The organism is Reyranella sp. (assembly GCF_004296935.1).
Taxonomy (GTDB): domain Bacteria; phylum Pseudomonadota; class Alphaproteobacteria; order Reyranellales; family Reyranellaceae; genus Reyranella.
Window position 1 is genome coordinate 16,195 of the sequence record NZ_SCVH01000131.1, and the last position, 24,320, is coordinate 40,514.

At 66.2% G+C, this 24,320-nt stretch carries 23 protein-coding genes and 1 tRNA gene; 11 read left to right on the forward strand and 13 right to left on the reverse strand.

The annotated features are described in order from the left end of the window. Position 1: 1 nt before the first annotated feature. Positions 2-859, forward strand: coding sequence for an alpha/beta hydrolase (locus tag EPO55_RS18375; RefSeq protein ID WP_296338538.1), 858 nt, complete (start codon positions 2-4; stop codon positions 857-859). On the opposite strand, the gene EPO55_RS18380 is transcribed toward EPO55_RS18375, so the two are convergent. The 5 genes from EPO55_RS18380 to EPO55_RS18400 all read right to left on the reverse strand — a co-directional run bounded on the left by EPO55_RS18380 (position 856) and on the right by EPO55_RS18400 (position 5,573). Then, positions 856-1,326 (reverse strand): DUF3237 domain-containing protein, encoded by a 471-nt coding sequence (locus EPO55_RS18380; protein ID WP_296338539.1) that lies wholly within the window; start codon positions 1,324-1,326, stop codon positions 856-858. The two genes, EPO55_RS18375 and EPO55_RS18380, sit on opposite strands and share 4 nt — an antisense overlap. Positions 1,327-1,333: 7 nt before the next feature. Then, positions 1,334-2,935: an AMP-binding protein gene (locus EPO55_RS18385; RefSeq protein ID WP_296338540.1), complete on the reverse strand. Its 1,602-nt coding sequence runs from the start codon at positions 2,933-2,935 to the stop codon at positions 1,334-1,336. 15 nt (positions 2,936-2,950) lie between these two features. After that, a complete protein-coding gene (locus EPO55_RS18390) occupies positions 2,951-3,358 on the reverse strand; it encodes a rhodanese-like domain-containing protein (RefSeq protein WP_296338542.1) in 408 nt (135 codons plus the stop codon). A gap of 27 nt (positions 3,359-3,385) precedes the next feature. Further along, positions 3,386-5,431, reverse strand: a complete 2,046-nt coding sequence (locus EPO55_RS18395) for an NAD(+) synthase (RefSeq protein WP_296338543.1) — start codon at positions 5,429-5,431, stop codon at positions 3,386-3,388. A 67-nt stretch (positions 5,432-5,498) separates the two neighbouring features. Further along, positions 5,499-5,573 (reverse strand) — tRNA-Val (locus EPO55_RS18400). A gap of 128 nt (positions 5,574-5,701) precedes the next feature. On the opposite strand from EPO55_RS18400, the gene EPO55_RS18405 reads away from it, so the two are divergent. From EPO55_RS18405 to EPO55_RS18415, 3 genes are all read left to right on the forward strand, one after another. After that, the gene (locus tag EPO55_RS18405; protein ID WP_296338544.1) at positions 5,702-6,616 is read left to right on the forward strand and encodes an N-formylglutamate amidohydrolase; all 915 of its coding nucleotides are present in this window, start codon (positions 5,702-5,704) and stop codon (positions 6,614-6,616) included. A gap of 331 nt (positions 6,617-6,947) precedes the next feature. Further along, on the forward strand, positions 6,948-8,447 hold the full coding sequence (locus EPO55_RS18410) for a M81 family metallopeptidase (RefSeq protein ID WP_296338545.1): 1,500 nt from the start codon (positions 6,948-6,950) through the stop codon (positions 8,445-8,447). 10 nt (positions 8,448-8,457) lie between these two features. Further along, the gene (locus EPO55_RS18415; RefSeq protein ID WP_296338547.1) at positions 8,458-9,921 is read left to right on the forward strand and encodes a D-aminoacylase; all 1,464 of its coding nucleotides are present in this window, start codon (positions 8,458-8,460) and stop codon (positions 9,919-9,921) included. A gap of 6 nt (positions 9,922-9,927) precedes the next feature. On the opposite strand, the gene dksA is transcribed toward EPO55_RS18415, so the two are convergent. From dksA to mobA, 5 genes are all read right to left on the reverse strand, one after another. Next, positions 9,928-10,353 (reverse strand): RNA polymerase-binding protein DksA, encoded by a 426-nt coding sequence (gene dksA / locus EPO55_RS18420; RefSeq protein WP_296338548.1) that lies wholly within the window; start codon positions 10,351-10,353, stop codon positions 9,928-9,930. 163 nt (positions 10,354-10,516) lie between these two features. Continuing rightward, the gene (locus tag EPO55_RS18425) at positions 10,517-11,320 is read right to left on the reverse strand and encodes a DNA-binding domain-containing protein (protein WP_296338550.1); all 804 of its coding nucleotides are present in this window, start codon (positions 11,318-11,320) and stop codon (positions 10,517-10,519) included. Further along, a complete protein-coding gene (locus tag EPO55_RS18430; protein WP_296338552.1) occupies positions 11,301-12,140 on the reverse strand; it encodes a DUF692 domain-containing protein in 840 nt (279 codons plus the stop codon). Before EPO55_RS18430 ends, EPO55_RS18425 begins: the two co-directional genes overlap by 20 nt. Before the next feature lie 15 nt (positions 12,141-12,155). Beyond that, positions 12,156-12,407 (reverse strand): DUF2282 domain-containing protein, encoded by a 252-nt coding sequence (locus tag EPO55_RS18435; RefSeq protein WP_296338554.1) that lies wholly within the window; start codon positions 12,405-12,407, stop codon positions 12,156-12,158. A gap of 68 nt (positions 12,408-12,475) precedes the next feature. Continuing rightward, complete coding sequence (mobA, locus tag EPO55_RS18440) at positions 12,476-13,180, reverse strand: molybdenum cofactor guanylyltransferase (protein ID WP_296338556.1); 705 nt, start codon at positions 13,178-13,180, stop codon at positions 12,476-12,478. Positions 13,181-13,227: 47 nt separating this feature from the next. On the opposite strand from mobA, the gene EPO55_RS18445 reads away from it, so the two are divergent. Continuing rightward, positions 13,228-14,028, forward strand: a complete 801-nt coding sequence (locus EPO55_RS18445; RefSeq protein WP_296338559.1) for a hypothetical protein — start codon at positions 13,228-13,230, stop codon at positions 14,026-14,028. A 534-nt stretch (positions 14,029-14,562) separates the two neighbouring features. Here the strand turns inward: EPO55_RS18445 and pdeM are convergent. Beyond that, complete coding sequence (gene pdeM / locus EPO55_RS18450) at positions 14,563-15,273, reverse strand: ligase-associated DNA damage response endonuclease PdeM (protein ID WP_296338561.1); 711 nt, start codon at positions 15,271-15,273, stop codon at positions 14,563-14,565. Beyond that, positions 15,270-15,827 carry a L,D-transpeptidase family protein gene (locus EPO55_RS18455; protein WP_363719357.1) on the reverse strand — a complete coding sequence of 186 codons (558 nt, stop codon included), beginning with the start codon at positions 15,825-15,827 and terminating at the stop codon, positions 15,270-15,272. The genes pdeM and EPO55_RS18455 overlap by 4 nt, the downstream gene beginning before the upstream one ends. Between EPO55_RS18455 and EPO55_RS18460 the strand changes: the two genes are divergently transcribed. The 6 genes from EPO55_RS18460 (at position 15,826) to EPO55_RS18485 (ending at position 23,230) form a co-directional block, all read left to right on the forward strand. After that, on the forward strand, positions 15,826-16,608 hold the full coding sequence (locus EPO55_RS18460; RefSeq protein WP_296338563.1) for a DUF1849 family protein: 783 nt from the start codon (positions 15,826-15,828) through the stop codon (positions 16,606-16,608). The genes EPO55_RS18455 and EPO55_RS18460 overlap by 2 nt on opposite strands. 193 nt (positions 16,609-16,801) lie before the next feature. Next, positions 16,802-18,208 carry a deoxyribodipyrimidine photo-lyase gene (locus EPO55_RS18465; RefSeq protein WP_363719360.1) on the forward strand — a complete coding sequence of 469 codons (1,407 nt, stop codon included), beginning with the start codon at positions 16,802-16,804 and terminating at the stop codon, positions 18,206-18,208. A 187-nt stretch (positions 18,209-18,395) separates the two neighbouring features. After that, positions 18,396-19,748: an FAD-dependent oxidoreductase gene (locus EPO55_RS18470; RefSeq protein ID WP_296338567.1), complete on the forward strand. Its 1,353-nt coding sequence runs from the start codon at positions 18,396-18,398 to the stop codon at positions 19,746-19,748. Between the two features lie 89 nt (positions 19,749-19,837). Then, complete coding sequence (locus tag EPO55_RS18475) at positions 19,838-20,626, forward strand: DUF1365 domain-containing protein (RefSeq protein WP_296338568.1); 789 nt, start codon at positions 19,838-19,840, stop codon at positions 20,624-20,626. A gap of 4 nt (positions 20,627-20,630) precedes the next feature. After that, positions 20,631-21,803 (forward strand): cyclopropane-fatty-acyl-phospholipid synthase family protein, encoded by a 1,173-nt coding sequence (locus EPO55_RS18480; protein WP_296338570.1) that lies wholly within the window; start codon positions 20,631-20,633, stop codon positions 21,801-21,803. A 59-nt stretch (positions 21,804-21,862) separates the two neighbouring features. Next, entirely contained in the window at positions 21,863-23,230 is a 1,368-nt protein-coding gene (locus EPO55_RS18485; protein WP_296338572.1) for an MFS transporter, read from the forward strand. Between the two features lie 4 nt (positions 23,231-23,234). Here EPO55_RS18485 and EPO55_RS18490 read toward each other — a convergent pair whose 3' ends face one another. Then, entirely contained in the window at positions 23,235-24,314 is a 1,080-nt protein-coding gene (locus EPO55_RS18490) for a DUF1501 domain-containing protein (protein WP_296338573.1), read from the reverse strand. Positions 24,315-24,320: the final 6 nt, after the last annotated feature.

Genomic DNA, 24,320 nt, shown 5'->3' on the forward strand with positions numbered 1-24,320 from the left:
CATGGCGCCGGCACTGGATCCGATGGTCGGCCGCTACGTCCGACTCGAAATCGATGGCATTCCCCACCGCATCTATTTCGAGGAAGCCGGGCCCGAAGCAGGTGGCGGTATCCCCCTGGTCTGCCTGCACACCGCCGGTGCCGACAACCGCCAGTTCCGCCATCTGCTGGCCGACCCCGAAATCACCCGGCGATTTCGCGTCCTCGCCTTCGACATGCCCTGGCACGGCAAGTCGACGCCGCCGGATGGCTGGGAACGCGAGGAGTATCGCCTGACGACGGCCTCCTACACCGCCGCCATTCGGGCCTTCTGCCGGGCCATGGAACTCGACCGCCCGGCGGTCATGGGTTGTTCGATCGGCGGGCGCATCGTGCTCAATCTGGTGATCGAGCATGCCGCCGAGTTCCGCGCCCTGATTGCTCTGGAAGCCGCCGACTTTCAGCAACCCTGGTACGATACCGCCTGGCTGCACCGGCCCGACGTGCATGGCGGCGAGGTCTGCGCCGCTCTCATCTCGGGCCTGATCGCACCACAGAGTCCGCCGGTGAGCCGCCACGAGACGCTGTGGATGTACATGCAGGGCGGTCCGGGCGTATTCAAAGGCGACCTCTACTTCTACCGCGTCGACGGCGACCTGCGCGAAAAGGTGAAGACCATCGACACCAAGGTCTGTCCGCTCTACCTGCTGACCGGTGAGTACGACTTCTCCTGCACGGCCGCGGACACGCTGCGCACGGCGGCACAGATCCCGGGCGTGGAAGTCCATGTCATGAAGGAACTCGGCCACTTCCCGATGAGCGAGAACCCGGCAAAGTTCCGCGAGTACATCCTGCCCGTGCTGGACAGGATCGCGCGCTAGAGGATCTGGAAGACCTCATAGACCGGTCCCGTCGGCTCGCGCCGGCCGGTCGACACGCAGACGATCCGATTCAGGAACCTGTACTTCTCAGATGAGGTCTCGAACCACGGCGTTGCGCGGAAATAGTACTGACTGGGGTCGACCTTCTCGCCCTTGTTGAGTTGTTCGATCACCCAGGCCGGGCCGTGCCGCATGCCGCGATAGCTCATGTAGATGAGGTGGCCGTCGTCGGTCTTGAGCGTCAGACGGACATCGAGCTGCAGGATGCCGTCGCGCCGCAGCAGCAGCCAGTCGCCACCGGGCGACGGCAGCACGCTGCCCCGCAGCTCCTCGCCCTCGAAGCTTCCGCCCGTGACGGTGGCGATGCGGCGGCGCCCATAGGGCGTCTCGCCGATGTCCGTCATGTTCGGATCGACGGCCAGGGTCAAGGTGAAGAGGTGCGAGGAGCGCAGTTTCGGATCGGTCATCGTGTCCTCAGATCTTGCTGCCACGGCCTTCCCAGTAGGGTGCCCGCAGTTCGCGTTTCATGATCTTGCCAATAGTACTGCGCGGAAGCTGATCGCGAAACTCCACCGCGACCAGGCGCTGCGTCTTGCTGAGCTGGCCGTTGGCCCACGCACGGATCTCGTCCGATGTCGCCTTCGACCCTGGCGCCCGCACCGCGAGCGCCATCGGCGATTCGCCCCACTGGTCGCTCGGTACGCCGATCACCGCCACGTCGACGACGTCGGGATGCCGCAGCAGCATCACCTCGATATCGGCGGCATAGACGTTGAAGCCGCCGGAAATGATCATGTCCTTCTTGCGATCGAGCAGCACGATGAAGCCGTCTTCGTCGATCCTGCCCATGTCGCCGGACTTGAAGAACAGGCGGCCATCGCGATCATGCCAGAAGAGCTCGCGCGTCTTGTCTTCCTGCTTGTAGTAGCCCTTCATCATCACCTGGGCACGGCCGGCCAGTTCGCCCACCTCGCCCTGCGGCAGCACCCTGCCCTGCTCGTCCAGCACCACGATCTCGCTGCCGAGGCCAGGCTTGCCGACGGTGTGGAGCTTGTCGGGATTGAGGTTTGCCTCCAGCATACAGCTTCCGGCGCCCTCTGTGAGACCATAGATCTCGATCAGGCGTCCCGGCCAACGCGCCAGGCAGTCGGCCTTGATGTGTGCCCTGAGCGGCGCGCTGGTCGAGAGCTTGGCCTTGAACGAGCTGAGGTCGTACTTGTCGAAGTCCGGATGGGCGAGGATCCGCTGGTACTGCACGGGCACCAGCATCGCATGCGTCACGCGTTCCCTCTGGGCGATCTCAAGGAACTTCGGCACATCGGACTTGGTCATCAGGATGGTCGTACCGCCGACGCCGATGGTCGCCAGGACGGAAACGAGCGTCGTGTTGGAATAGAGCGGAGTCGAGGCCAGTGAGATCGTGTCCGGCCCGTAGTCGAACGCGGTGAAACGCACGGCCAGCATGTCGCGCATCACATGTGAATGCAGGATGCCCTTGGGTAGACCGGTGGTGCCCGAACTGTAAATGATGTTGAAGTCGTCGAGCACGCCGATCGGCACCGCGAAGGCACCTTCGCTGGCTGGGGACAGCCATTCCTCGAAGTTCCGCCAGCCCGGGCGGCTGAAATCGTAGGCGATGCGGCCGCCGGCGATCAGCTTGCCAAGCCGGTCTTCATAAGGCTCGACCAGGGCGCGATACTGGTCCGAAAGAAACAGGACCTTGGCATCGCAATCGTCGAGCATTTTCTCGAGCGAGTCCGCCGCCGCCATGGTTGACAGCGGCACCACGCAGGCGCCGGCCCGCAGGCCGCCCATAAAGGTCTCGAGATACTCGATCGAATTGGCGGCAAGGATGGCGACCTTGTCGCCGCTGCCGACGCCCATTCCGCCCAGGCTGCGCGCGATCCTGTTCACCCGCCGATCGAAGTCGCCCCAATTGCGCGCTCTGCCTTCGCACTTCACCGCGGGCTTGTCGGGATAAAGGGCGGCGTTGCGCGCCACGCGGACCGGGATCGAGAGAAATTCGGGGAAGTCGGCCGCGGTCGGCTGCGGCACCAACGGCTGGTCGGGGCTCATCGCGGAACGCTCCGCTTACTTCTTGGGTTCGACCGTTTCCACCGGGCCACCCGCCTTCTTCCAGGCGCCAAAGCCGCCTTCGAAATGCGCAACCGGGGTCAGCCCCATGTCCTGGGCCGTCTTGGTCGCCAGCGCCGAGCGCCAAGCGCCGGCGCAGAAGAACACGAACTTGTTGCCGGTCTGGAAGAATTCCTTGGCATAGGGGCTCTTGGGATCGATCCACATCTCGAGCATGCCGCGGGTCACATTGATGGCGCCCGGAATCGTGCCGTCGCGCCACAGCTCGCGCGGATCGCGGATGTCGATGAAGGTAATCCCCGGCGAACCATGGGCTTTCATCGCCTCGGCCAGCGGCAAGGTCTCGATCGCGGCATTGGCCTCGTCGACCATCTGCTGCACGGTCTTCTTGATCTCGAGTGGCATCGGCTCGTCCTCCCTGCGCGACCCAGTCTATTTCTCAGGAACCTGCTGGGCGAGTTCGGCCAACCATACATCGGGGCTGCCGTCCGAGGGTGCGCGCCAATCGCCGCGCGGCGACAGCGAGCCGCCCGACGAAATCTTCGGTCCGTTGGGCAGTGCCGAGCGCTTGAACTGGTTGGTGAAGAAGCGGCGCATGAACAGCGTCATCCACTTCTTGATCTCGGCCAACGTGAAGGCGCGCTTGGCATCGGCCGGCAGGTTGGCGGGCCAGGCGCCCTTGGCCGCGTCGTGCCAGGCATTCCAGGCGAGGAAGGCGATCTTGGACGGCCGGAAGCCGAATCGCGTCAGATAGAACAGGTTGAAGTCCTGAAGTGCATAGGGACCGACCGACTGCTCGGTCGACTGGATGGCGCCGCTTGCGCCGGCCGGGATCAGTTCGGGCGAGATTTCGGTATTGAGAATGTCGTGCAGGGTTTTGGCGGTGCCCTTGTCGACATCACCGGAGGCCGCAACGAAACGGATCAGGTGCTGGATAAGTGTCTTGGAGACCGAGCCGTTGGGATTGTAGTGGGACATGTGATCGCCCACGCCGTACGTGCACCAACCCAGTCCCAGTTCGGAGAGATCGCCCGTGCCCACCACCATGCCGCCATGCTGGTTGGCAAGACGGAACAGATAGTCGGTGCGAAGTCCCGCCTGAACGTTCTCGAAGGTGACGTCGTAGACCTTCTTGCCGCTGCCGAAGGGATGGCCGATGTCCTTCAGCATTTGCAGGGCCGAAGGCTTTATGTCGATCTCCGCCGCCGTCACGCCCAGCTCGCGCATCAGGCGCCAGGCGTTCTTGTGGGTTTTGTCCGAGGTGCCGAAGCCCGGCATGGTGAAGGCCAGCACGTTCTTGCGATCGAGGCCGAGCAGGTCCATCGCCCGGCAGGTCACCAGCAGCGCATGCGTCGAATCGAGGCCGCCTGAAACGCCGATGACCGCCTTGCCGACGCGGCTCGACTGCAGACGCTGGGCCAGGCCCTGGATCTGGATGTTGTAGGCCTCGTAGCAATTGTCGCGCAGCTTGGCCGGATCGGACGGCACATAGGGAAAGCGTTCTATGGCGCGCTGCAGTTTCACGCTCTTCTTCGGCGCGTCGAGCTCGAAGGTGACGGCACGGAAGCGAGTCACGCGCGCGCCCTCGTTCGCCGCGCAATCCGCGAAGCCATTGTAGCGCAGTCGCTCCTGGCGGATGCGGCCGAGATCGATATCGGCCTGGATGATCGTCGATTCCTGGGCGAAGCGCTGGGACTCCGTCAGCAGGTCGCCGACCTCGAAGATGGCGGCGTGACCGTCCCAGGCGAGGTCGGTCGTCGATTCGCCCGCGCCCGCCGCCGAATAGGCGTAGGCGGCGATGGCGCGTGACGACTGGCTGCTGCACAGCAGCCGGCGCGTCTCGGCCTTGCCGATGGTGATGTTGCTGGCCGAGAGGTTCACCAGCACCTCGGCGCCGGCCAGGGCTGCGTGGCTCGAGGGCGGCACCGGCACCCAGACGTCTTCGCAGATTTCGACGTGGAAGGTGAAGGGCACGCTGCCCGTGGAGCGGAACAGGAAGTCGGTGCCGAAGGGCACTGTCTGGGTGGCCAATGTGATTTCCGGCTCCAGCACGTTCGCGCCGGAAATGAAGTGGCGCTTCTCGTAAAACTCCCGGTAGTTCGGCAGGTAGATCTTGGGCACCACGCCCAGGATGGCGCCGCGATGGACGATAATGGCCGTGTTGTAGAGCCGACCGCGCACGCGCAGCGGCGCGCCGACGATCAGGACGGGATTTAGCTTCTTCGACGCCTTCACGACCTCAGCGATGGAGTGCTCGACTTCGTCGAGCAGGGCATCCTGCAGCAGTAGATCTTCTATGGCGTAAGACGAGAGCCCGAGTTCCGGAAAGACCATCAGCGCGGTGCCCGCCTTGTCGCCCTCGGCCGCCAGCCTCAGGGTCTCGGCAAGATTGAACGGTGCATCCGCCACCCGGGTACGGGGTACGCAGCAGGCGATGCGTACGAAGTCATGGGTGTAGAGGGAGAAGAAGTCGGACATCGGAACTCCAGTGAATTTCTACAGTCCGATGGCGCTCGATTGAGATCAAGAGCTTGTGGTGGGGCGATGGTGGGCGCGACAGGGATTGAACCTGTGACCCCTGCCATGTCAAGACAGTGCTCTACCGCTGAGCTACGCGCCCATCGCCGCTCGCGTTGCACTGTGTAGGTACACAGGGAAACGCGGAAGCCCGGTCGTCTACATCGCTCCCCGTGGATTGGCAAGAGCGCGGGGCGTGACGCGCCCCGCCCCGCGCGCTATGAGGCAGGGATGGATTTTTCGCTGGCCCCGCCCGATCACGAGGCTCTGGACTGCCGCCTGCCGACGCGCCAAACCATGCCGCTGGTGGTTGCCTCCCCCCACAGCGGATCGAACTATCCGGCTGAATTCCTGGCCCAGGCGGCGGTGCCGCTCGCGGCCCTGCGCCGGGCCGAGGACGCCTTCGTCGACGAGTTGTTTGGCGCGGCGCCGTCGCTCGGCGTGCCCCTGCTGGCGGCCCGTTTCCCGCGCTCTTACGTCGATGCCAACCGCGAACCCTACGAACTGGATCCGGCCATGTTCGAGGGGCCGCTGCCGCGGCCGCTCAATCACCGCACGACCCGTGTCGCCGCGGGCCTCGGCATGATCCCGCGCCTGGCGGCAAGCGGCGAGGCGATCTACCGCGGCCGGGTTCCGGCAGAAATGATCGAGCACCGGCTCGAGGCCTGCTGGCGGCCCTATCACCTGGCCTTGTCGGGCCTGGTCGAGCAGACCTACAGCCGGTTCGGCGCCGCTCTGCTGATCGACGCCCATTCGATGCCGTCATCAGTGTCGGCGGCGCCGGTATCGAGCCTGGGCCCGCGAGAGCGGGATACCCGTGTCGATGTCGTCCTGGGCGACAATCATGGTGAATCATGCGCGCCCGAACTGGTCGAGCGCGCCGAACATTGGCTGGCTGCCCGCGGCCTGCGGGTCCTGCGCAACCAACCCTATGCCGGCGGCTTCACCACCCAGCGCTATGGTCGTCCCGGGCTTGCCCGCCATGCTCTGCAGATCGAAATTAATCGGGCGCTCTACATGGACGAAGCCCGCCACGAGAGGCTGCCGGTGGCCGGCGTCGTGGAACGGCTGATGGCGGGATTGCTTGAGGAAATCGGCAATCATGCCCTGGAAATCTTGCTCCCGCGGCCGCTAGCCGCTGAATAAGCCCAACCGGCCAAAAAAAGGGGCCGTGACAAGCACGGCCCGAGTTTAGGGAGGAAACGCCCAAGACGGGCATACAGCAAACAATGAAGGTCACAGATGTGACGTTTGCTGCCCACAAAGAATGGTGCACCTGCGAAGAGATTTCAAGAGCGAAAAAGAGCCCTGAATTCGCAGATTTAACTAAGATCGAGGATGGAACTCGGGTGTGGCTTTTTTGCAACGCACCAAAATCATGCGACCCAGCTCTGCGCTGAGCGCAATGCTGCTCCGGACGCAGAGGGTCTGCATCTATGTAGATTGCACGAGGGCTTAATTGAGGGTGGAGGCAGTTTTGGCGAAAAAGTTCGTAGTCGCGATGATGATGCACGAGACGAACACGTTCTCGCCCCTGCCCACCCCGATCGAATCCTTCGCCCGAGCAGCTGATCTGGCCGGCCCCCTCGCCATCAAGGAATCGGAGGGCACCAACACCTCGCTCGGCGGCTTCATCGAGGTTGCCCGCCGGGCGGGCGCCGAATTCACCGTGCCGATGGCTGCCAGCGCCCATCCCTCCGGTCTCGTCACCAGGGCCGCCTACGAACAGATGACGACGGCCATCGTCGAGGAGATCAAGAAGGGATGTGACGCCGTTCTGCTCGCATTGCACGGCGCGATGGTGGCGGAACACTATGACGATGGCGAAGGCGAGCTGCTGAACCGCATCCGCAAGATCGCGCCTGACGTGCCGGTCGCAGTGGCGCTCGACTTCCACACCCAGATGACCGACGCCATGATCAAGGGCGCCACGATCATCACCGGCTATCGCACCTATCCCCACATCGACATGGCCGACACCGCGCGCCGCGCCGGCCGCACCCTGATGCGGACGCTCGCGGGTGAGATCGAGCCCCGGATGGTGTGGGGCAACCGGCCGATCATGAGCAGCTCGCTGGTCCACACGCCCTCGCGCGAGCCGATGAAGACGTTGATGGCCATGGCCAACCAGGCCGAAGACACCGGCCAGGTGCTGAACGCCTCGGTGTTCGGCGGCTTCCCGCAGGCCGACATCCCTCACCTCGCGCTTTCCTCGGTCATCGTCTGCGACAAGCGCACGGCCGAGGGCGAGGTCCTGCTGAACAAGATCCTCGATACGGCGTGGGAGAAGCGCGAGGGCTTCCTGTTCCATCCCGAGCCGTTGTCGGTCCAGGTGGCGCGCGCCAAGTCGCTGGAAGGCGGCCCGGTGGTCATGGCCGACCATGGCGACAATACCGCGTCAGGCGGCACCCAGGACGTGATGAGTGTCATCGAGGAGGCCATCAACCAGGGCATGGAAGACGCCTGCGCCGGCCCGATCTGCGATCCAGGTTGCGTCGAGCAGATGATCAAGGCCGGCGTCGGTGCCGAGATCACGCTCGAGCTGGGCGGCAAGATCGACATGCCGGCCATGGGCCTCAAGGGCAAACCGCTCAAGGTTACCGGCAGGGTGAAGGCGATCACCGACGGTCAGTTCACCGTCACCGGCCCGATGGCCACTGGCACCACGGTGCGCATGGGCCGCACTGCCGTGCTCGATACCGGCAAGATGCAGATCGTGGTCTCCGAGAAGCGCGCCGAGCCCTACGACCTCGGCGTCTTCACCCATTGCGGCATCGATCCCCGCGCCAAGAAGTTCGTGCTGATCAAATCGCGCCAGCATTTCCGCGCCGGTTTCGAGCCGATCGCCAAACACATCGTGATGTGCGACGGCGATGGCTGCACCGCGTCGGACCTCAAGCTCTTCAAGTACACCAAGGTCAAGCGGCCGCTCTATCCGTTCGATCTCGACATGCGGCTCGGCCGCAACGAAGCCTAGGAGTTCCTTTATGGCCGCTTACGATATCGTCATTCGCAACGGCCAGGTGGCTGATGGCACCGGCAAGAAGCTGTTTGCGGCTGACGTCGCCCTGAAGGGCGACCGGATCGCCGCGGTCGGCGCCTCGGGATCGCTGAAGGGCGACAACGAGATCGATGCTACGGGCAAGGTCGTGGCGCCGGGCTTCATCGACGTACACACGCACGACGATACCGCCCTCATCGACAACCCGACCATGGCGATGAAGGTGAGCCAGGGCGTGACCACGGTAGTCTGCGGCAATTGCGGCGTCTCCGCCGCGCCTTACGTCCGCCCCGATGTCGGCCACTGGATGTCGCTGATCATCAAGAAGAAAGAAAATCTCTCCAGGAACTTCGCCGACTTCGCGCGCAAGATCGACGCGGCCAAGCCTGCGATCAATGGCGCCTTCCTGATCGGCCATGGGACGCTGCGCATCAACACCATGGGCGACGATCTCAATCGCGGCGCCACCGCCTCCGAGATCAAGCAGATGCGCGAGTTGCTCGACCAGAGCCTCGAGCAGGGCGCGATCGGCATGTCGAGCGGTCTGTTCTACGCCGTCTCAGCCGCCGCGCCGACCGACGAGGTGGCCGAGGTCGCCAAGCCGCTCGGCAAATGGGGTGGCGTCTACACCGCCCACATGCGCGACGAAGGCGATCACATCATCGAGGCGATGGACGAGACCTTCGAGATCGGCCGCCGCGTCGGCGCCGAGATCATCGTCTCGCATCACAAGTGCTCGGGCCGCTCCAACTTCGGGCGCATGGTGGAGACGCTGCCCAAGTTCACCGACGCGATGAAGCAGCAGCAGATCGCCTTCGACGTCTATCCCTATATCGCCGGCTCGACGATCCTGCGCTCCGACATGCTCGACCGTGCCGACAAGGTGCTGATCACCTGGTCCGACAAGGTGGCCGGCATGAGCGGCCGCGACCTCAAGGACATCGCCGCCGAAATGGGCTGCTCGATGAAGGAAGCCGCCGACCGCATCCAGCCCGCAGGCGCGATCTATTTCATGATGGACGAGAAGGACGTGCAGGCCGCGATGGCCCACCCCGGCGCCATGATCGGCTCGGACGGCATCCCGTTCGACGCCCATCCGCATCCGCGCCTGTGGGGCACCTTCCCGCGCGTGCTCGGCCACTATTCACGCGACCTGAAGCTCTTCCCGCTGGAGGACGCCGTGCGCCGCATGACGTCGTATTCGGCGCAGCGCTTCCATCTCACCAAGCGCGGCGAGGTGAAGGCCGGCTTCTATGCCGACCTCTGCATCTTCGATCCGGCGACGGTGATCGATACGGCGACCTTCGACAAGCCGATCTCGCCCGCCAAGGGCATCGATACGGTGATCTGCAACGGCGCGATCGCGTGGCGCGACGGCAAACCGGGCGGCGGCCGCGCCGGCCGCGCACTCAATCGTCAGGAGATGCAGAACGAGGCGAAGGCCCAGTAGAAAGTATCAGTCGGCGCCTTCGTCGCGGCGCGTGCGCTCCATGCGTTCGTGGCGCTCCTGCGCCTCGACCGACAGGGTCGCGATCGGACGCGCCTCGAGCCGCTTGAGCGAGATCGGCTCGCCGGTCTCCTCGCAATATCCGTAGGTGCCTTCCTCGATCGACTTCAGTGCCTGGTCGATCTTGGAGATCAGCTTGCGGAAGCGGTCGCGGGTGCGCAGTTCGAGGGAGCGGTCGGTTTCGGCGGTGGCGCGATCGGCGAGATCGGGCTGCGCCAGGCTCTCCTCCTGCATGTTCTGCAGCGTCTGGTTGGACTCCTCGATCAGCTCGTTCTTCCACTTCAGCAACTTCTGCCGGAAGTACTCCTGCTGCATCGGGTTCATGAAGGATTCGCGATCGGTAGGCCGGTAATTCTGCGGCAACGTAATCGACATCGTCGGCAACTCCACTCGCAGCGACTGCACATCCACCTCGGGGGAAGGCGGACTTTCAAGGCGCGCGGAGTATAGGGATGGTCGGTTACGCTGCAAGATCGAACGCACGGGCGGAGGAATTCTTGCCGTGCGCCGCAACATAAATTCCCTTCAATAAAGCGTCTTAACCGGGAGCTTTTAGAGGGCCATCACCCAATTTTTGCTGCGGCGCAGCAAATGCCTCCAAAGCGAGCAGTCGGGCGAAGGCGGTGGACAGATCGAAAGAAGGCCCGGCGCTCGTTGCCCGCTCCGCTGCAATCTCCAGGGACGTTCCCTCGACCACAGAGGCAACGAAAGCCGCCTCGCCCGCGTCCAGGACGATGAAAGCTGCATCGTCGGCCCGGCGCAGCACCAGGAGATTCGCGCGCCCGGCGCTAAGATCGACCGCTTCGGCGGAAGCACCCGGCTGGGAGGCATTCCAGATGCGATGGAGCGGGTAGCACGAGCCGATCAGCGCGGTCCCGGCCGGCACGGCGATCGACAGTGACGGCAGGCGCTCCGGCGCGATCCCGGCGAGATCGGCCGCGGTGAGCCGGCGATCCGCCGGACTGTGGAACGCCACATTGAGCGCCCAGTCGAGCCGGGCGACGTCCTCCAGGTAGGGCAGCGAGGCCGCCGGCTCGTAGCCTGCGACGAAGGCCGGAAAGCCGGCACCATATTCGGTGAGCACCGGCTGCGTCGGCAGCGTCTGCCCGATGAAGCGCTGCGCCATGCTTCGAAAGAACGCCTCGCCGACCAGAGCATGGACGGTCGCGAAGGTGGCCGCGAGCGCGCTGCCGAGGCTGTAGGCGACATGGTGGCGGTAGATGCGAAGCCGAGCCTCGGCCGATATCGAATCACCCACCACAGCAGCGGCGAGATCGGCGCGATCGCCGCCTGCGACATGGGCGGCGAACGCCGCCTGGAGATCAGGCAGCGCGAGCGGCATCGGATTCTGCATGCTGAATCACCTGCTCGGCCTTGGCGGCTTCCTCGAGCAGCACGCTGAGCGCCGGAATGTCGGTGTCCCACTCGATGAGCGTCGGCCGCGCGCCGTAGCGTCGAACGGCCTCGCCAAACAGCGCCCACGCCTCGTCCCCGACGCGGCTGCCATGATCGTCGATCAGGATCGGCTCGCCATCGGCATCGTTCACGGCATGGCCGGCCAGATGATATTCCGTGATCGCCTCACCGGGCAGGCCTGACAGCCAATCGCACGGATCGAGCCTGAGATTGTGCGCCGTCACCACGACGTTGTTGAGGTCGAGCAGCAAGCCGCAACCGCTCCGCCGTACCAACTCGGCGAGGAATTCCGGCTCGGTGAGCGTCGAATGGCCAAAGGCCAGATAGCACGACGGGTTCTCGATCAAGACCTGGCGCCCCAGCGCCTCCTGCAGGCAGCCCACATTGCGCACCACGACCTCGAGCGCCTCCTCCGTATAGGGCAGCGGAAGCAGGTCGTTGAAGTAGCGCCCGCCGTGAACGCTCCACGACAGATGGTCGGAGACCAGCGCCGGTTTTAGCCGCCTCACCAGCGCGGCGACGCGCGCGAGATGGGCCTCGTCGAGATCATCGGCCGATCCCAGCGACAGGCCGACGGCATGAATCGAGAGCTCATAACTCTCGCGCAGGCGCTCGATCGCCTGGCCGGCCGGCGATCCGCCGAGATGGTTCTCGGCATGAATCTCGAGAAAGCCGGCCGCCGGCCGGTCGCGCCCGATCTCCGCCAGATGCGGCGAGCGCAGCCCGATACCGGCGACCGGTTTCATTCGAAGGTCCCGGCGTCAGCCCTTGGCGGCCGTCAGCTTGCCGCCGACGATCTTCTCGCAGGCGCCCTTCGGCACGCTGAGCCAGGCATCGCCCTGTGCGTCCTTCTTGGAGGTCCCGGCGCAGGAAGAGGTGGCGGTCTGGCAGTCGTTCTTGCCGGCCTTGGAGATGCCGTAGCACTTCTCCGTGTTGCCCTGGGCCTGGGCGGCCACCGGCAGGACGAGGGCGGCGGCCAGGGCCGAGGCGATGGCGATGCGGGTCTTGGTCATGCGGTTCTCCTTGGCTGATGACGACACGATCATACGACGATTTTGCCTCACCTTCCGTCACACGCCGGCTATCGCTTCGATAGCTTGTGGTCACGTAAACTTGAAGCGGCCACGCGCGTGGCCTTGGCGAACTCGGCCGGCGTGTTGACGTTCAGGAACGGTCCCGCACCGCCCGGCCAGACCAGTTCGGCGAAACGGTAGCGCCGGGCAAACTCGTCGACCCGCCGCACGCCCTCCTCCAGCACGGCGCGCCTGAGGTCGGCGGCGAGCCTCACCGACCAGACCGCGATCGTGTGCTCGCGCCGCCGGCCGTGGCGGACCATCAGCACGTCGGGCTCCGGCACATGCATGTGGCCGCACAGGCGGACCGTGAGATCGAGCGGCAGGAACGGCACATCGGCCGGCGCGGTCAGGATCCAGCCGGCATGCGGATGATGCGCCAGCGCCCACTCCATGCCGGCCAGGATGCCGGCCAGCGGCCCCAGCTTCCGGCCATCTCTTTTGGCGGCACGCTGGATGTCGGGCGGATCGGCGATCACCGCCACCTTCAGCGCCTTGAAGGCCGCGGCAGGCTGGTTGGCGATCACCACGAGGTCCATCACCTGCGGCGCCAAGCGCTCGACGACATGCGCCACCATCGGCCGGCCGGCCAGCCGGCGCAGCGGCTTCAGCGGCCCCGGCCCCATGCGCCGGCCCTCGCCGCCGGCCAGAACGACGCCGACCAGGGCGCCAGCCCGCACGGGTCCGAAATGTTCCACCGCTTTTGTCGCCATGATGGCACTATGCGGTCCGCATCGCTGCAAGCAAGGGGAGGAACAACATGGCTCTCAGCATCGCCAAGGTCGCCAGCTGGCTTCATTCCGTCGACAAGGCCCGCGCCGTCGTCGGCTGGTGGCCGGCGCAGTTCGCGACCGACGACGAGCGGCTCGCCTACAAGGTCCAGGATGCCTTCCTCAAGAAGCAGGTCGTGAAGCAGGGCCCGCTCGTCGGTTACAAGATCGCGCTCACCTCGCCGCAGATCCTGGCGCAGACCGGCCTCAAGGGACCGGCCTACGGGCCGATCCGCAAGAAGCGCGTGTTCGAGCACAAGGCCTCCGTGCGTGCCGACCGCTGGACGCGGCTGGGCGTCGAGCTCGAAATCATCCTGACGGTGAACGCCGACGTGCCGAAGCCGAAGGCCAGGCCCTACGACAAGGACTCGATCGCGGCCTTCGTCGGCTCGGCCCGCGCCGGCTTCGAGCTGATCGAGGACCGTGGCGCCGACTACAGCCGCCTCGCCGTCAACCCTCTGATCATGGACGCCGGCTGGAACGGCGGCTCGCTGCTGGCCAAGCCCAACAAGGACTGGGCCAAGCTCGACCTTGGCAACCTCAACGGCTCGATCTCCTTCGACGGCAAGGTGGTGCGCGAGGGCCATTCCGGCGACGTGCTGGGCCATTGCTACAATTCGCTGGCCTGGCTCGCCAACAAGCTCGGCGACCACGGCAAAACCCTGAAGAAGGGCATGATCGTCTCGACCGGCAGCATGGTCGCCTGCCAGTTCGTGCCGCCCGGCAGCACCGCCACCGGCAGGATCGAGGGGCTTGGCGAGGTGACGCTCAAGTACGAGTTGCCGCGCTAGAGGCGGCGGGCGGTGGGCGGCGTGTGCACGGACGCCCTACCACCGTGGCCCAACTTTTCAAATTTGGCCCAACTCGACATGCAGATATTTGGCTTTCCAGCCGCCTGAAAGCCAATGCATCCGGGATTTTTGCCGATCGAGCGGGCCCACCTGAAACGTGCGTGTGTTGGGCCAGAAAGTGGGCCCGGAGTCCGCCCTTCCGTGGATCAGGATCCGCGCGGCGCACCATTCGTTGGGTGCGTGTCAGTCATCGGCCGTTGGTCTCCACATGCCCCGTCGCGCGCGCTTGACGCGGCGTCATTCGATGCCTGCCCGACGGCCGTCGGAAAAGCGGGGTCCGTTGTTGTCTCACCCGCGGGTCAGGACCCGCGGCGGCTGCACCAGGCGCTTCTAGCGCGAACCCGCGGACGGCCACGGGCAGGTCTTGCCGGAAACGAAAAGGCCGGCGCGAGAAACGCCAACCTATCGAAATAATAGGCCAAAACCTGCTGAACTTGCAAGTCGATGATTTGCAGGCACTGCTAGCACCGCCTCTTAGCCAAACGCCGCCGCATCCGGCCTGAGCTGCCGCCACGACAGCCGCCGCACGGCGTCGCGGCCGACCAGCAGCGCGTCGTAGTCGTCGGGGAAGAGCTGGGCGATCGCGGGATCGAGCGCATTGAGTCCGCCGGCATAGGCGCCGAAGGCGGGCAGGATGAGGCGATGGCCGTCAGTCAGGAAGCAGCGCCGCCGGAATCCTCGGCCGCGCACCGTGAGCGCGGCGACGGGATGGAAGTGACCGGAGATCTCCCCCGTCACCGGACCGAAATGCGCCTCGTGGCGAAAAATTAGCGGCGTCTCGTCGATTTCTTCCGCGACCTCGCCCCAGCCAGCAGGTGGCGGCGCGGGATCGTGGTTGCCGGCGATCCAGACGAAGCGCGTGCGCGCGGTCAGGCGTTCGATCTCGGCGCGTTCCTCGTCGGCCAGACGCGCGACAGCCTCGCGGTCGTGGAAGGAATCGCCCAAGCATACCACTGTCGCCGGCTGCAGCGCGTCGATCAGGGCGGCCAGTGCCGCCAGGGTCTGGCGCGTGTCGTGGCGCGGCAGAAGTTTCCGCGCGGCGGCGGCGTAGGACGAGCCCTTCTCCAAATGGAGATCGGCCACCGCCAGCAGGCGCCGCGCCGGCCAGTAGAGCGCGCCCTGGGGCAACGCCAGCAGCGTCTCGCCGGCACAGTCGAAATCGAAGGCGTTCATGGCCGGCGTCATGGATGAATCACCACGCGCACGCCGGTCGGCACCAGCGACCAGATCTCGCGCATCTCCGCATCCGCGACGGCGACGCAGCCGGTGGTCCAGTCCTTGACCGGATGACCGACCAGGAACTTGCGCGGCCCATTGGGCTGGCCGTGGATATAGATGTCGCCGCCGGGCGAGACGCCGAGCGACGCGGCATGGGCCTTGTCCCGCTCGTCGGGATAGGAGACGCGGAGCGAGAGATGGAACGAACTTTTCGGGTTGCGCGCGTCGATCACATAGGCGCCTTCGGGCGTGCGGCCGTCGCCCTCGCGCTCCTTGTGTCGCTCCGGCGCGAAACCCAGGGCCACGCGATAGGTTTTGAGCACCCTTCCCTCACGCCTCAATTCCAGCCGGCGCCCGGCCTTATGGACTTCCACCAGGTCAGCCTGCTGCTCCGGCGCGGCCGGCTCCGGTGGATTCCCGCGCCCCAAACCGAACTGGTGCCAAAATCCCGCCACAAGTTGCCGCCAAGTCATGGCGCGCACGATTGACCGGCCCTGACCCCGTGCGCAAGGTGCCGCCATGCGTTCCGTTGTGAGTTTCCTCGTCGCTGCCGCCGTGCTGTCACCGCTAGCTGTGGCCGCCCAGGTCCAGCCGCACCGCGCCGAATACACCCTGCGCCTGGGCGCCGCGGCCAACGCGCCGCGCATCGGCACCGCCGTGCACGACCTCACGCAGGATTGCGCCGGCTGGCACCTCAAGCGCGACATCAGGACCGAGATCGCGCTCACGACCTCGTGGAAGATGAGTCTGGCCTCAAAGCTCGACAGCGAGGAGACGCGCAACGCCTTCCGCTACGGCCTCGTGCAGACGCAGAACGGCAACCCGCGCGACGTCAAGGGTCGGGTCCAGCGGCAGGGCGGCGAGCTCAAGGCCGAGATCGTGTTCGGCACCAGCCCGCCGTCGCTGTCCATCCTGCCGCCGCCCACTCTGCTGCCGACAGCCGCCATCGGCCATCTGATCGAGCGGCTGGCCGCGAAGGCCGCGTCCTTCCCCGCCCTGATGTTCGATCCCGAGGTGACCGGCGACGTCTTCCTGGTCGAGGTCACCGAACAGGACCGCGCCAACGTCCGCAGCGCCCGCCCGGCCGACCGGCCCGTGGCGCTGCCGACCGGCAAATCCTGGCCGGTGTTCATGAATTTCTCGCGCGGTCGCCAGGACCAGAAGCCGCTGTTCAGCGTCACCGCCCTGGTGTTCGACAACGGCGTGCTCGATCGCCTCACGGTCGACACCGGCCTGCTCTCGGTCACCGCCGATCTCGCGAACCTGGAAATGCGCAAGGCGCCGGTGTGTCCGAGGTCCTGACCCGACTCTGACCCCCTTCGCCCCCTTCGGGGGCACTTGGTCGCTATGGCCGCTGGCGGCCATAGCGACGACCCGCAAGCGGGGGCAGAGAAGAGATCGCCTTCTCCTCCCCCGTCTTCGGGGGAGGTGGCCGAAGGCCGGAGGGGGGCATCATCATCATGATCCAACCCACCCGTCCGACCGTATGCCGATCATGTCGGCATCCATCATCTGGTTTCGCAACGACCTTCGCCTGACGGACAATCCCGCGCTGATCGCCAGCCTGGGGTCGGGCCGCGCCGTGCTGCCGGTCTATGTGCTGGACGAGGAGACGGAGGGCGTGCGGGCGCCGGGGGCCGCCTCGCGCTGGTGGCTGCATCACAGCCTCCTCGCGCTCGACGCTTCGCTCCGCACCCTGGGCTCACGACTCATCCTGCGGCGCGGCCCGGCCGAACGCGTCATCGCCGAGCTGGCGGCGGAATGCGAAGCCGAAGCGATCTACTGGAACCGCGTCTACGACCAGGGATCGCGCGAGCGCGACGCGCGGCTGAAGCAGTTCTTCACCCAGCGCGGCATTGTCGCCGAAAGCCTCAAAGCCAATCTGCTGTTCGAGCCCTGGGAGGTGAAGACCCTGGCCGGCGAGCCGTTCAAGGTTTTTACGCCGTTCTGGCGGGCCTGCCGCAACCTTGCCTCGCCCGACATGGCCCTGCCGGCACCCCGGGCCCTGCCGGCGCCCGCCATGTGGCCCGAAAGCGACAGGCTCTCGGACTGGCGCCTGCTGCCGACCGCGCCCGACTGGGCGGGCGGCATGCGCGCGTCGTGGACGCCGGGCGAAGCAGCGGCGGCGCGGCGCCTCACCGATTTCCTCGACGATGCCCTGGCACGCTACCGGCAGGCGCGCGACCTGCCGGCCGTCGAGGGCACGTCGCGACTGTCGCCGCATCTTGCTTTCGGCGAAATCAGCCCGCGCCAGATCTGGCGCACCGCCACCGGCCGCGGCCATTCCGCCGCCGTCGAGAAGTTCCTGGCCGAACTGGGCTGGCGCGAATTCTCCTACAGCCTCCTCTTCCATTTCGGCGACCTGGCGCAGCGCAATTTCCGGCCCGAGTTCGATGTCTTTCCGTGGGCGGAAGCCGGCGACGCGCTGGAGGCGTGGCGGCGCGGCCGCACCGGCTATCCGATCGTCGATGCCGGCATGCGCGAACTGTGGACCACGGGCTGGATGCACAACCGCGTGCGCATGATCGCGGCCTCGTTCCTGACCAAGGATCTCCTGGTGGACTGGCGCACCGGCGAGCGCTGGTTCTGGGATACGCTGGTCGATGCCGATCCAGCCAACAACGCCACCGGCTGGCAATGGGTGGCCGGCACCGGCGCCGATGCCGCGCCTTACCTGCGCGTGTTCAACCCGGTCCTGCAGGGCGAGAAGTTCGACCCCAACGGCGACTACGTGCGCCGCTGGGTACCCGAACTCGCCAGCCTGCCGGCGGAGACGATCCACCGGCCGTGGACCGCCAGACAACCGCTGCCGCCGGACGTCTATCCCGCCCGTCTCGTCGACCACGCCGCTGCCCGCGTGCGAGCGCTAGGGGCTTTCCGGACGATCAAGCGCAGCGCTTAGTCGGCAGAGATCTGACCCCCTCCGGCCCTTCGGGCCACCTCCCCCGATTACGGGGGAGGAGAAGACTCTATCTTCTCTGCCCCCGCTTGCGGGGGAAGTGCCCCCGAAGGGGGCGAAGGGGGTCATCATCATCATCCGTCCCGCCTCCCCCGGCGTATGTATGGTGAATGTCAGGGAGTTGCTTCGAATGAAGATCGCCGTCATTGGCGCCGGCGTTGCCGGACTGGGTGCTGCGTGGTTGCTGAGCCGGAAGCACGAAGTCGTGGTCTACGAGCGCGAGGACCGCTTCGGCGGACATTCCTGCACGGTCGACGCGCCGGTCCCCGGCGGCACGCGGGTGGTCGACGTCGGCTTCATCGTCTTCAACGAGCGCAACTATCCCAACCTGGTCGCCCTGTTCGACCATCTCGGCGTGGCGACCGAGAATTCGGACATGTCATTCGCCGTCAGCCTCGACGAGGGACGGTTCGAGTACGGCAGCTCGTTCGGCGGCTACTTCGGCCAGCGGCGCAACGTCGTGCGTCCGTCCTTCCTGCGCATGACCCACGACATCCTGCGCTTCAACCGCCTCGCCCCGCAGCTCCTCGACAAGAGCGAGGATCTCGACTTCACCATCGGCCGCTTCGTCGACGACGCCGGCTTCAGCGACGCCTTCCGCGACCGCTACCTGGTGCCGATGGCCTCGTGCATCTGGTCGACGCCGCTCGGCCGCATGCTCAACTATCCCGCCCAGAGCTTCGTGCGATTCTTCAGCAACCACGGACTGCTGACGATCGGACCGCAATTGCAGTGGCGGACGGTGAGCGGCGGCAGCCGGTCCTATGTCGAGCGCATCGCCACGCCGCTGCGCGCCCGGGCGCGGCTCGCGACGCCGGCGCGCGCCATCCGTCGCGGACCTCTTGGCGTCCAGGTACGCGACGCCTCCGGCCACTGGGACCGCTTCGACAAGATCGTGCTGGCCTGCCACGCCGACCAGGCGCTGGCGCTCTTGGAGGATGCCGACGGTCCGGAACGCCAGCTGCTCGGCCGCTTCGCCTATTCCTCGAACGAGGTCTGGTTGCACGGCGATTTGTCGTTGATGCCCAAGCGGCGCAGTGTCTGGTCGAGTTGGAACTATGTCGCCGACCGCCGTTCGGAGGAAGCGAGCGTGAGCGTCACCTACTGGATGAACCGGCTGCAGAACCTGCCCGAGGAGACGCCGCTGTTCGTCTCGGTCAATCCCGGCCGCGCGCCGTCGCCTGCGACGGCCTATGCGCGCTTCAACTTCGAACATCCGATGTACGACGCCGCGGCGATCCGCGCGCAGCGCGGCCTGCATGCGATCCAGGGTGTGCGCGACACCTATTTCTGCGGCAGTTACTGCGGCTACGGCTTCCACGAGGATGCGCTGTCGGCCGGCCTCGACGTGGCCGAGCAGCTCGACGTCCGCCGCCCCTGGCCCAGGCCCGACGAGCATCGCCGCATCGGCGACCCGCCGCGCGTGGTCGCCGACCGGCCCTCGCTCGATCCGTTCCCGCTGCCGGTGGCGGCAAGGTCGTGATCGCCCTCGACCCCCTCCGCCCCTTCGGGGCACCTCCCCCGCAAGCGGGGGAGGAGTCTGTTTCTTCTCCTCCCCCGTCTTCGGGGGAGGTGGCCGCAGGCCGGAGGGGGTCAGAGAATACCCACAGCATCATCGACGCCACCGTCGTGCACCGGCGGCTGCGGCCGCGCGAAAATGCCTTCCGCTATCGCGTCGCCTATCTCTGCCTCGACCTCGGCACGCTCGACACGGCCGACGGTCGCTGGTTGAAGCTCGATCGCCCGGGACTCGTCTCGTTCCGGCGCGCCGATCATGGCGCGCGCGACGGCGGCGACCTCGCGGCGTGGCTGCGCCGGATCCTGGCCGAGAACGGCCTCGGCGACGTCTGCGACGGCGAGGTGATGCTGATGACCATGCCGCGCATGCTGGGCTACGTGTTCAATCCGGTGAGCTTCTGGTTCTGCCGCGACCGCTCGGGCGCGCTCCGGGCGGTGCTATGCGAGGTCAACAACACCTTCGGCGAGCGCCACTGCTACCTGGTCCACCACGACGACCGCCGGCCCATCAATTCGGACGCCTGGCTGGACGGCCACAAGGTCTTCCACGTCTCGCCCTTCCTGCCGGTCGAGGGCGACTATCGCTTCCGGTTCCGCCTCGACGACCGGATTGCCCACGTCGACGTCAACTACCATGACGCCCAGGGCCTGATGCTGGCGACTTCCGTGGCGGGCCGGCGCGAACCGCTCGCAGACCAGGCGGTGTTGCGTCGCTTCCTGTGCAACCCGACGATGACCCTGGGCGTTGTGGCGAGAATTCACTGGCAGGCCTTGCAACTCTGGCGGAAGCAGGCGAGATTTTATCGGAAGCCCGTCCCGCCTTCGCAGCTCGTGAGCCGTTGACCTCATGTCATTCGCCGCCCGCTTCGTCCTGAAGTCGCTCGCCCGCCTGACGGCCGGCCGGCTCACCGTCCGGCTGCCGGACGGCACGGTCTGCCATTTCGGCCCGGCCGGGGCGGAACGCCAGGCCGAGATCGAGATCAAGGACTGGGGCTTCTTCCGCCGCGTGCTGCTCGACGGCGACATCGGCTTCGCCGAGTCCTACATGGATGGCCTCTGCGACTCGCCCGACCTGCCGGGCCTTCTGTCGCTGCTCACCGACAACGAAAAAGCTCTGGGCCGCGTCACGCGCACCAACGTCTTCCACAACATCCTGCTGAAGCTGCTGCATCGCCGGCACGACAATTCGCGCGAGGGATCGAAGCGCAACATCCATGCCCATTACGACCTGGGCAACGAATTCTACGGACTCTGGCTCGACCCGACGATGACCTACTCCTCCGCTCTCTACGAAGGTGCGGAAGGCCAGGCGCTCGAGGCCGCGCAGACCGCCAAGTACGAGCGCATCCTGAATCAGCTTGGCGCCCGGCAGGGCGAGAGCATCCTCGAGATCGGCTGCGGCTGGGGCGGCTTCGCCGAAGCGGCGGCGCGGCGCGGCATGCGGGTCACCGGCGTCACCATCTCGCGCGAGCAACTCGCCTACGCCCAGGCCCGCCTGCAGCGCGCCGGCCTGTCCGATCGGGTCGACCTGCAGTTCCGCGACTATCGCGACATCGAAGGGAAGTACGATCACATCGTCTCGATCGAGATGATCGAGGCGGTAGGCGAGCGCTACTGGCCGGACTATTTCGCCGCGCTCAAGCGCCATTCGGCGCCGGGCGGCTCGGCGATCGTCCAGGCGATCGTGATCGCCGACGATCTCTTCGAGGGCTACCGCCGTCATCCGGATTTCATCCAGACCTATGTCTTCCCCGGCGGCATGCTGTTGTCGCCTTCCAGCCTGCGCGAGCAGTGCCGCCACGCCGGGCTCAAGATCGCCGAGTTCTACAGCTTCGGGCTGGACTATGCGCGCACCCTGGAGACCTGGCTCGGCCGCTTCGACCGGGTGGCCGACCAAGTGACGAAGCTGGGATTCGACGAGCGTTTCCGCCGGATGTGGCGATATTACCTCGCCTATTGTGCCGCCGGCTTCAAGACGCGCCGGACGGACGTATTGCAGGCACACTTCAGGCATATATAACTGTCTCCAACAAAGACGGGGCGCGCCAAGCCGCCCTGGAGACAGGAAGGCTTTTTCGGGTGAATGCAGGATCGACCGGGCACGAGACCGCCGTGCCGGTAAAAATCAAGTTCGACCGTCTGGTCGCCTACTCGACCCTGCAACTACCGCTCGCCATGGCGGCGCTGCCGGTCGTGCTGAACGTCAGTCACTTCTACGGCGAGGTGGTAAAGCTTTCGTTCGGCATCATGGGCGCGATCTTCATCTTTGCCCGCATCGTCGATGCCATCCAGGATCCGGTCATCGGCGTGATCAGCGACCGCTTCACGCGCTACGGCAAGCGCGGCCGCCTCACCTTCGTCGCCATGATGACGCCGTTTCTCGGCGGCGGATTCTACATGCTCTTCGATCCGCCCGACTCGATCCTGGGCGACCACAATCTCATGGCGTTCTGGCTGCTGGCCGCCCTGCTGCTGGTCCACCTCGGCTATTCCGGCGTCTCGATCAGCTACCACGCCCACGGCGCCGAACTGTCGGACGACTACAACGAGCGGACCAAGGTGACGGTCGGCCGCGAGGTGTTCGGTCTGCTCGGCATGACGCTCGCCGTCGTGCTGCCGACCTATCTCACCGCCACGCTGGGCGAAAGCCAGGGCTACGCGATGCTCGGGCTGGTCTTCCTGCCCATCCTGCTCGTTCTGTCGACGCCGACGATGATCTGGGCAGGCCCCTCCGTCCATCCGCCGGTTACCCACGCCAACCGCAACATCTTCGTCACCTTCTTCCAGCCGCTGAAGAACCGGCTGTTCCGCCGCCTGCTGCTGGTCTTCGTCGTGAACGGCGCGGCGCTCGGCGTCGCCGTGACGGTGATGCTGTTCTACGTCGAGCACGTGCTGAAGGGCGGCAAGCTGCAGGCCGGCATCATCCTGCTGGTCTATTTCATCGCCGGCGCCGCCAGCGTGCCCTTGTGGCTGCTGCTGTCACGCCGCCTCAGCAAGGCCGCCGCGTGGTTCATCGGCATGGTGCTGACCGCCGTCGCGATGGCGCTCGCCATCTTCGTCGGACCCGGCGACTTCTACTGGTTCCTGGCGATTTCCGTCATCACCGGCATGGGCATCGGCGCCGACTATGGCCTGCCGCCGTCGATCCTGGCCGACGTGATCAACGCCCAGGAAGGCGGCGATTCGCGGGGCAAGACCGGCACCTACTTCGGCCTGTGGGCGCTCTCGACCAAGCTCGCGACCGCGCTTGGCGCCGCGGGCTCGCTGCCGGTGGCGGCGTTGCTGGGCTTCAACCCGGCCAAGGGCCTCTACAGCACCACGGCGCTGATGTTCGTCTACATCGTGCTGCCGGTGGCTATTAAGATCATCGCCGCGCTGCTGCTCTGGTTCATCCGCATCGAGGCCGAGCGCGGCTCGGTGCGGCAGGAGCTGACGGGACGCTTCTGAAAGTCTAGGCGAGAAAACCCAGCCGCTGCGGCTGGCGCAGGCCGAAATCGCGCTGCAGGCCCCAGCAGCCCTGCGCCACCGTGCCGAAGACGCTGCGAAAATCGACGGTGTGCTTGAGGTCGCCGTCCTGCAGGTCGGTGAGCGACGGATAGGCGCCGTAAAGGCCGCCCTTCACACTGCCGCCCATGACGAACTGCGGCGCCGCCGAGCCGTGATCGGTGCCGCCGCTGGCATTCTGCCGTGCGCGGCGGCCGAACTCCGAATAGGTCATGACGACCACGTCGTTCCAGAGATTGGCCGCGATCAGGTTCTTGCGCAGCGTCGCGAGGCCGGCGGCGAGAATGCCCAGGAGCCGCTCATGGGTCTGCGCCTGGTTGGCGTGCGTATCGAAGCCACCCAGCGCGACCTTTATGGCGACCACCTGGACCTTCGCCGCGAGCAGGCGTGTCGCGAGATCGAGCTGGCGACCCAGGCCGTTGTCCTGGTTGTAGGCATGGGTGGGTGCCGGTGCGGCGCGCAGCCTGTCGCGCAGGCCGGCCGCCGCCGCATTGATCTCCTGACGCACGGCCAGCACGTGACGCAGCGCCGGATTGCCGGCATCGGCACTGCCGCCCTTTTCCTTCATGCTCGCGGCCTGCCTCAGGAAACTCTCGGCATCCTGCATGACGATGGTGCGCAGCGACGGGCCGGTCGCCGGCAGCGCGTTGGTGTCGGCCACGATGCAATCGACGGCGGCGCCCTTGGGCAGGCTGGTGGCCTGGAAGGCCTGGGCGATCCAGCCTTCGCTCAAGGTCTGGCTCGCCGCCGACGCGGTGTCCCAGATCTCGATCGAGCGGAAATGCGAGCGATTGGGATAGGGATAGCCCACGCCCTGAAGGATCGCGAAGTCCCCGGCCTTCCACGACTCCATCAGGGGCTCGAGCTTGTCGTGCAGGCCGACCTTCTCGTCGAGCGGCAGGACGCGCTCGCGCGCAATGCCGACGCCGGGACGCAGCTCGCGGTACCTGGGATCGGCGAAGGGCACGAGCGTGTTCAGCCCGTCGTTGCCGCCCTTGAGTTCGACCAGAAGCAGGATACGGCCCATGGCGCG

Coding starts and splice junctions, on each gene's coding strand:
- EPO55_RS18375 (WP_296338538.1), top strand. CDS start 2: ATGGCGCCGGCACTGGATCCGATGGTCGGCCGCTACGTCCGACTCGAA.
- EPO55_RS18435 (WP_296338554.1), bottom strand. CDS start 12,407: ATGACCAAGACCCGCATCGCCATCGCCTCGGCCCTGGCCGCCGCCCTC.
- EPO55_RS18430 (WP_296338552.1), bottom strand. CDS start 12,140: ATGAAACCGGTCGCCGGTATCGGGCTGCGCTCGCCGCATCTGGCGGAG.
- dksA (WP_296338548.1), bottom strand. CDS start 10,353: ATGTCGATTACGTTGCCGCAGAATTACCGGCCTACCGATCGCGAATCC.
- EPO55_RS18480 (WP_296338570.1), top strand. CDS start 20,631: ATGTCATTCGCCGCCCGCTTCGTCCTGAAGTCGCTCGCCCGCCTGACG.
- EPO55_RS18455 (WP_363719357.1), bottom strand. CDS start 15,827: ATGGCGGCACCTTGCGCACGGGGTCAGGGCCGGTCAATCGTGCGCGCC.
- EPO55_RS18470 (WP_296338567.1), top strand. CDS start 18,396: ATGAAGATCGCCGTCATTGGCGCCGGCGTTGCCGGACTGGGTGCTGCG.
- EPO55_RS18380 (WP_296338539.1), bottom strand. CDS start 1,326: ATGACCGATCCGAAACTGCGCTCCTCGCACCTCTTCACCTTGACCCTG.
- EPO55_RS18405 (WP_296338544.1), top strand. CDS start 5,702: ATGGATTTTTCGCTGGCCCCGCCCGATCACGAGGCTCTGGACTGCCGC.
- EPO55_RS18425 (WP_296338550.1), bottom strand. CDS start 11,320: ATGCCGCTCGCGCTGCCTGATCTCCAGGCGGCGTTCGCCGCCCATGTC.
- EPO55_RS18415 (WP_296338547.1), top strand. CDS start 8,458: ATGGCCGCTTACGATATCGTCATTCGCAACGGCCAGGTGGCTGATGGC.
- EPO55_RS18490 (WP_296338573.1), bottom strand. CDS start 24,314: ATGGGCCGTATCCTGCTTCTGGTCGAACTCAAGGGCGGCAACGACGGG.
- EPO55_RS18395 (WP_296338543.1), bottom strand. CDS start 5,431: ATGTCCGACTTCTTCTCCCTCTACACCCATGACTTCGTACGCATCGCC.
- EPO55_RS18465 (WP_363719360.1), top strand. CDS start 16,802: ATGTCGGCATCCATCATCTGGTTTCGCAACGACCTTCGCCTGACGGAC.
- EPO55_RS18460 (WP_296338563.1), top strand. CDS start 15,826: ATGCGTTCCGTTGTGAGTTTCCTCGTCGCTGCCGCCGTGCTGTCACCG.
- EPO55_RS18390 (WP_296338542.1), bottom strand. CDS start 3,358: ATGCCACTCGAGATCAAGAAGACCGTGCAGCAGATGGTCGACGAGGCC.
- pdeM (WP_296338561.1), bottom strand. CDS start 15,273: ATGACGCCGGCCATGAACGCCTTCGATTTCGACTGTGCCGGCGAGACG.
- mobA (WP_296338556.1), bottom strand. CDS start 13,180: ATGGCGACAAAAGCGGTGGAACATTTCGGACCCGTGCGGGCTGGCGCC.
- EPO55_RS18385 (WP_296338540.1), bottom strand. CDS start 2,935: ATGAGCCCCGACCAGCCGTTGGTGCCGCAGCCGACCGCGGCCGACTTC.
- EPO55_RS18445 (WP_296338559.1), top strand. CDS start 13,228: ATGGCTCTCAGCATCGCCAAGGTCGCCAGCTGGCTTCATTCCGTCGAC.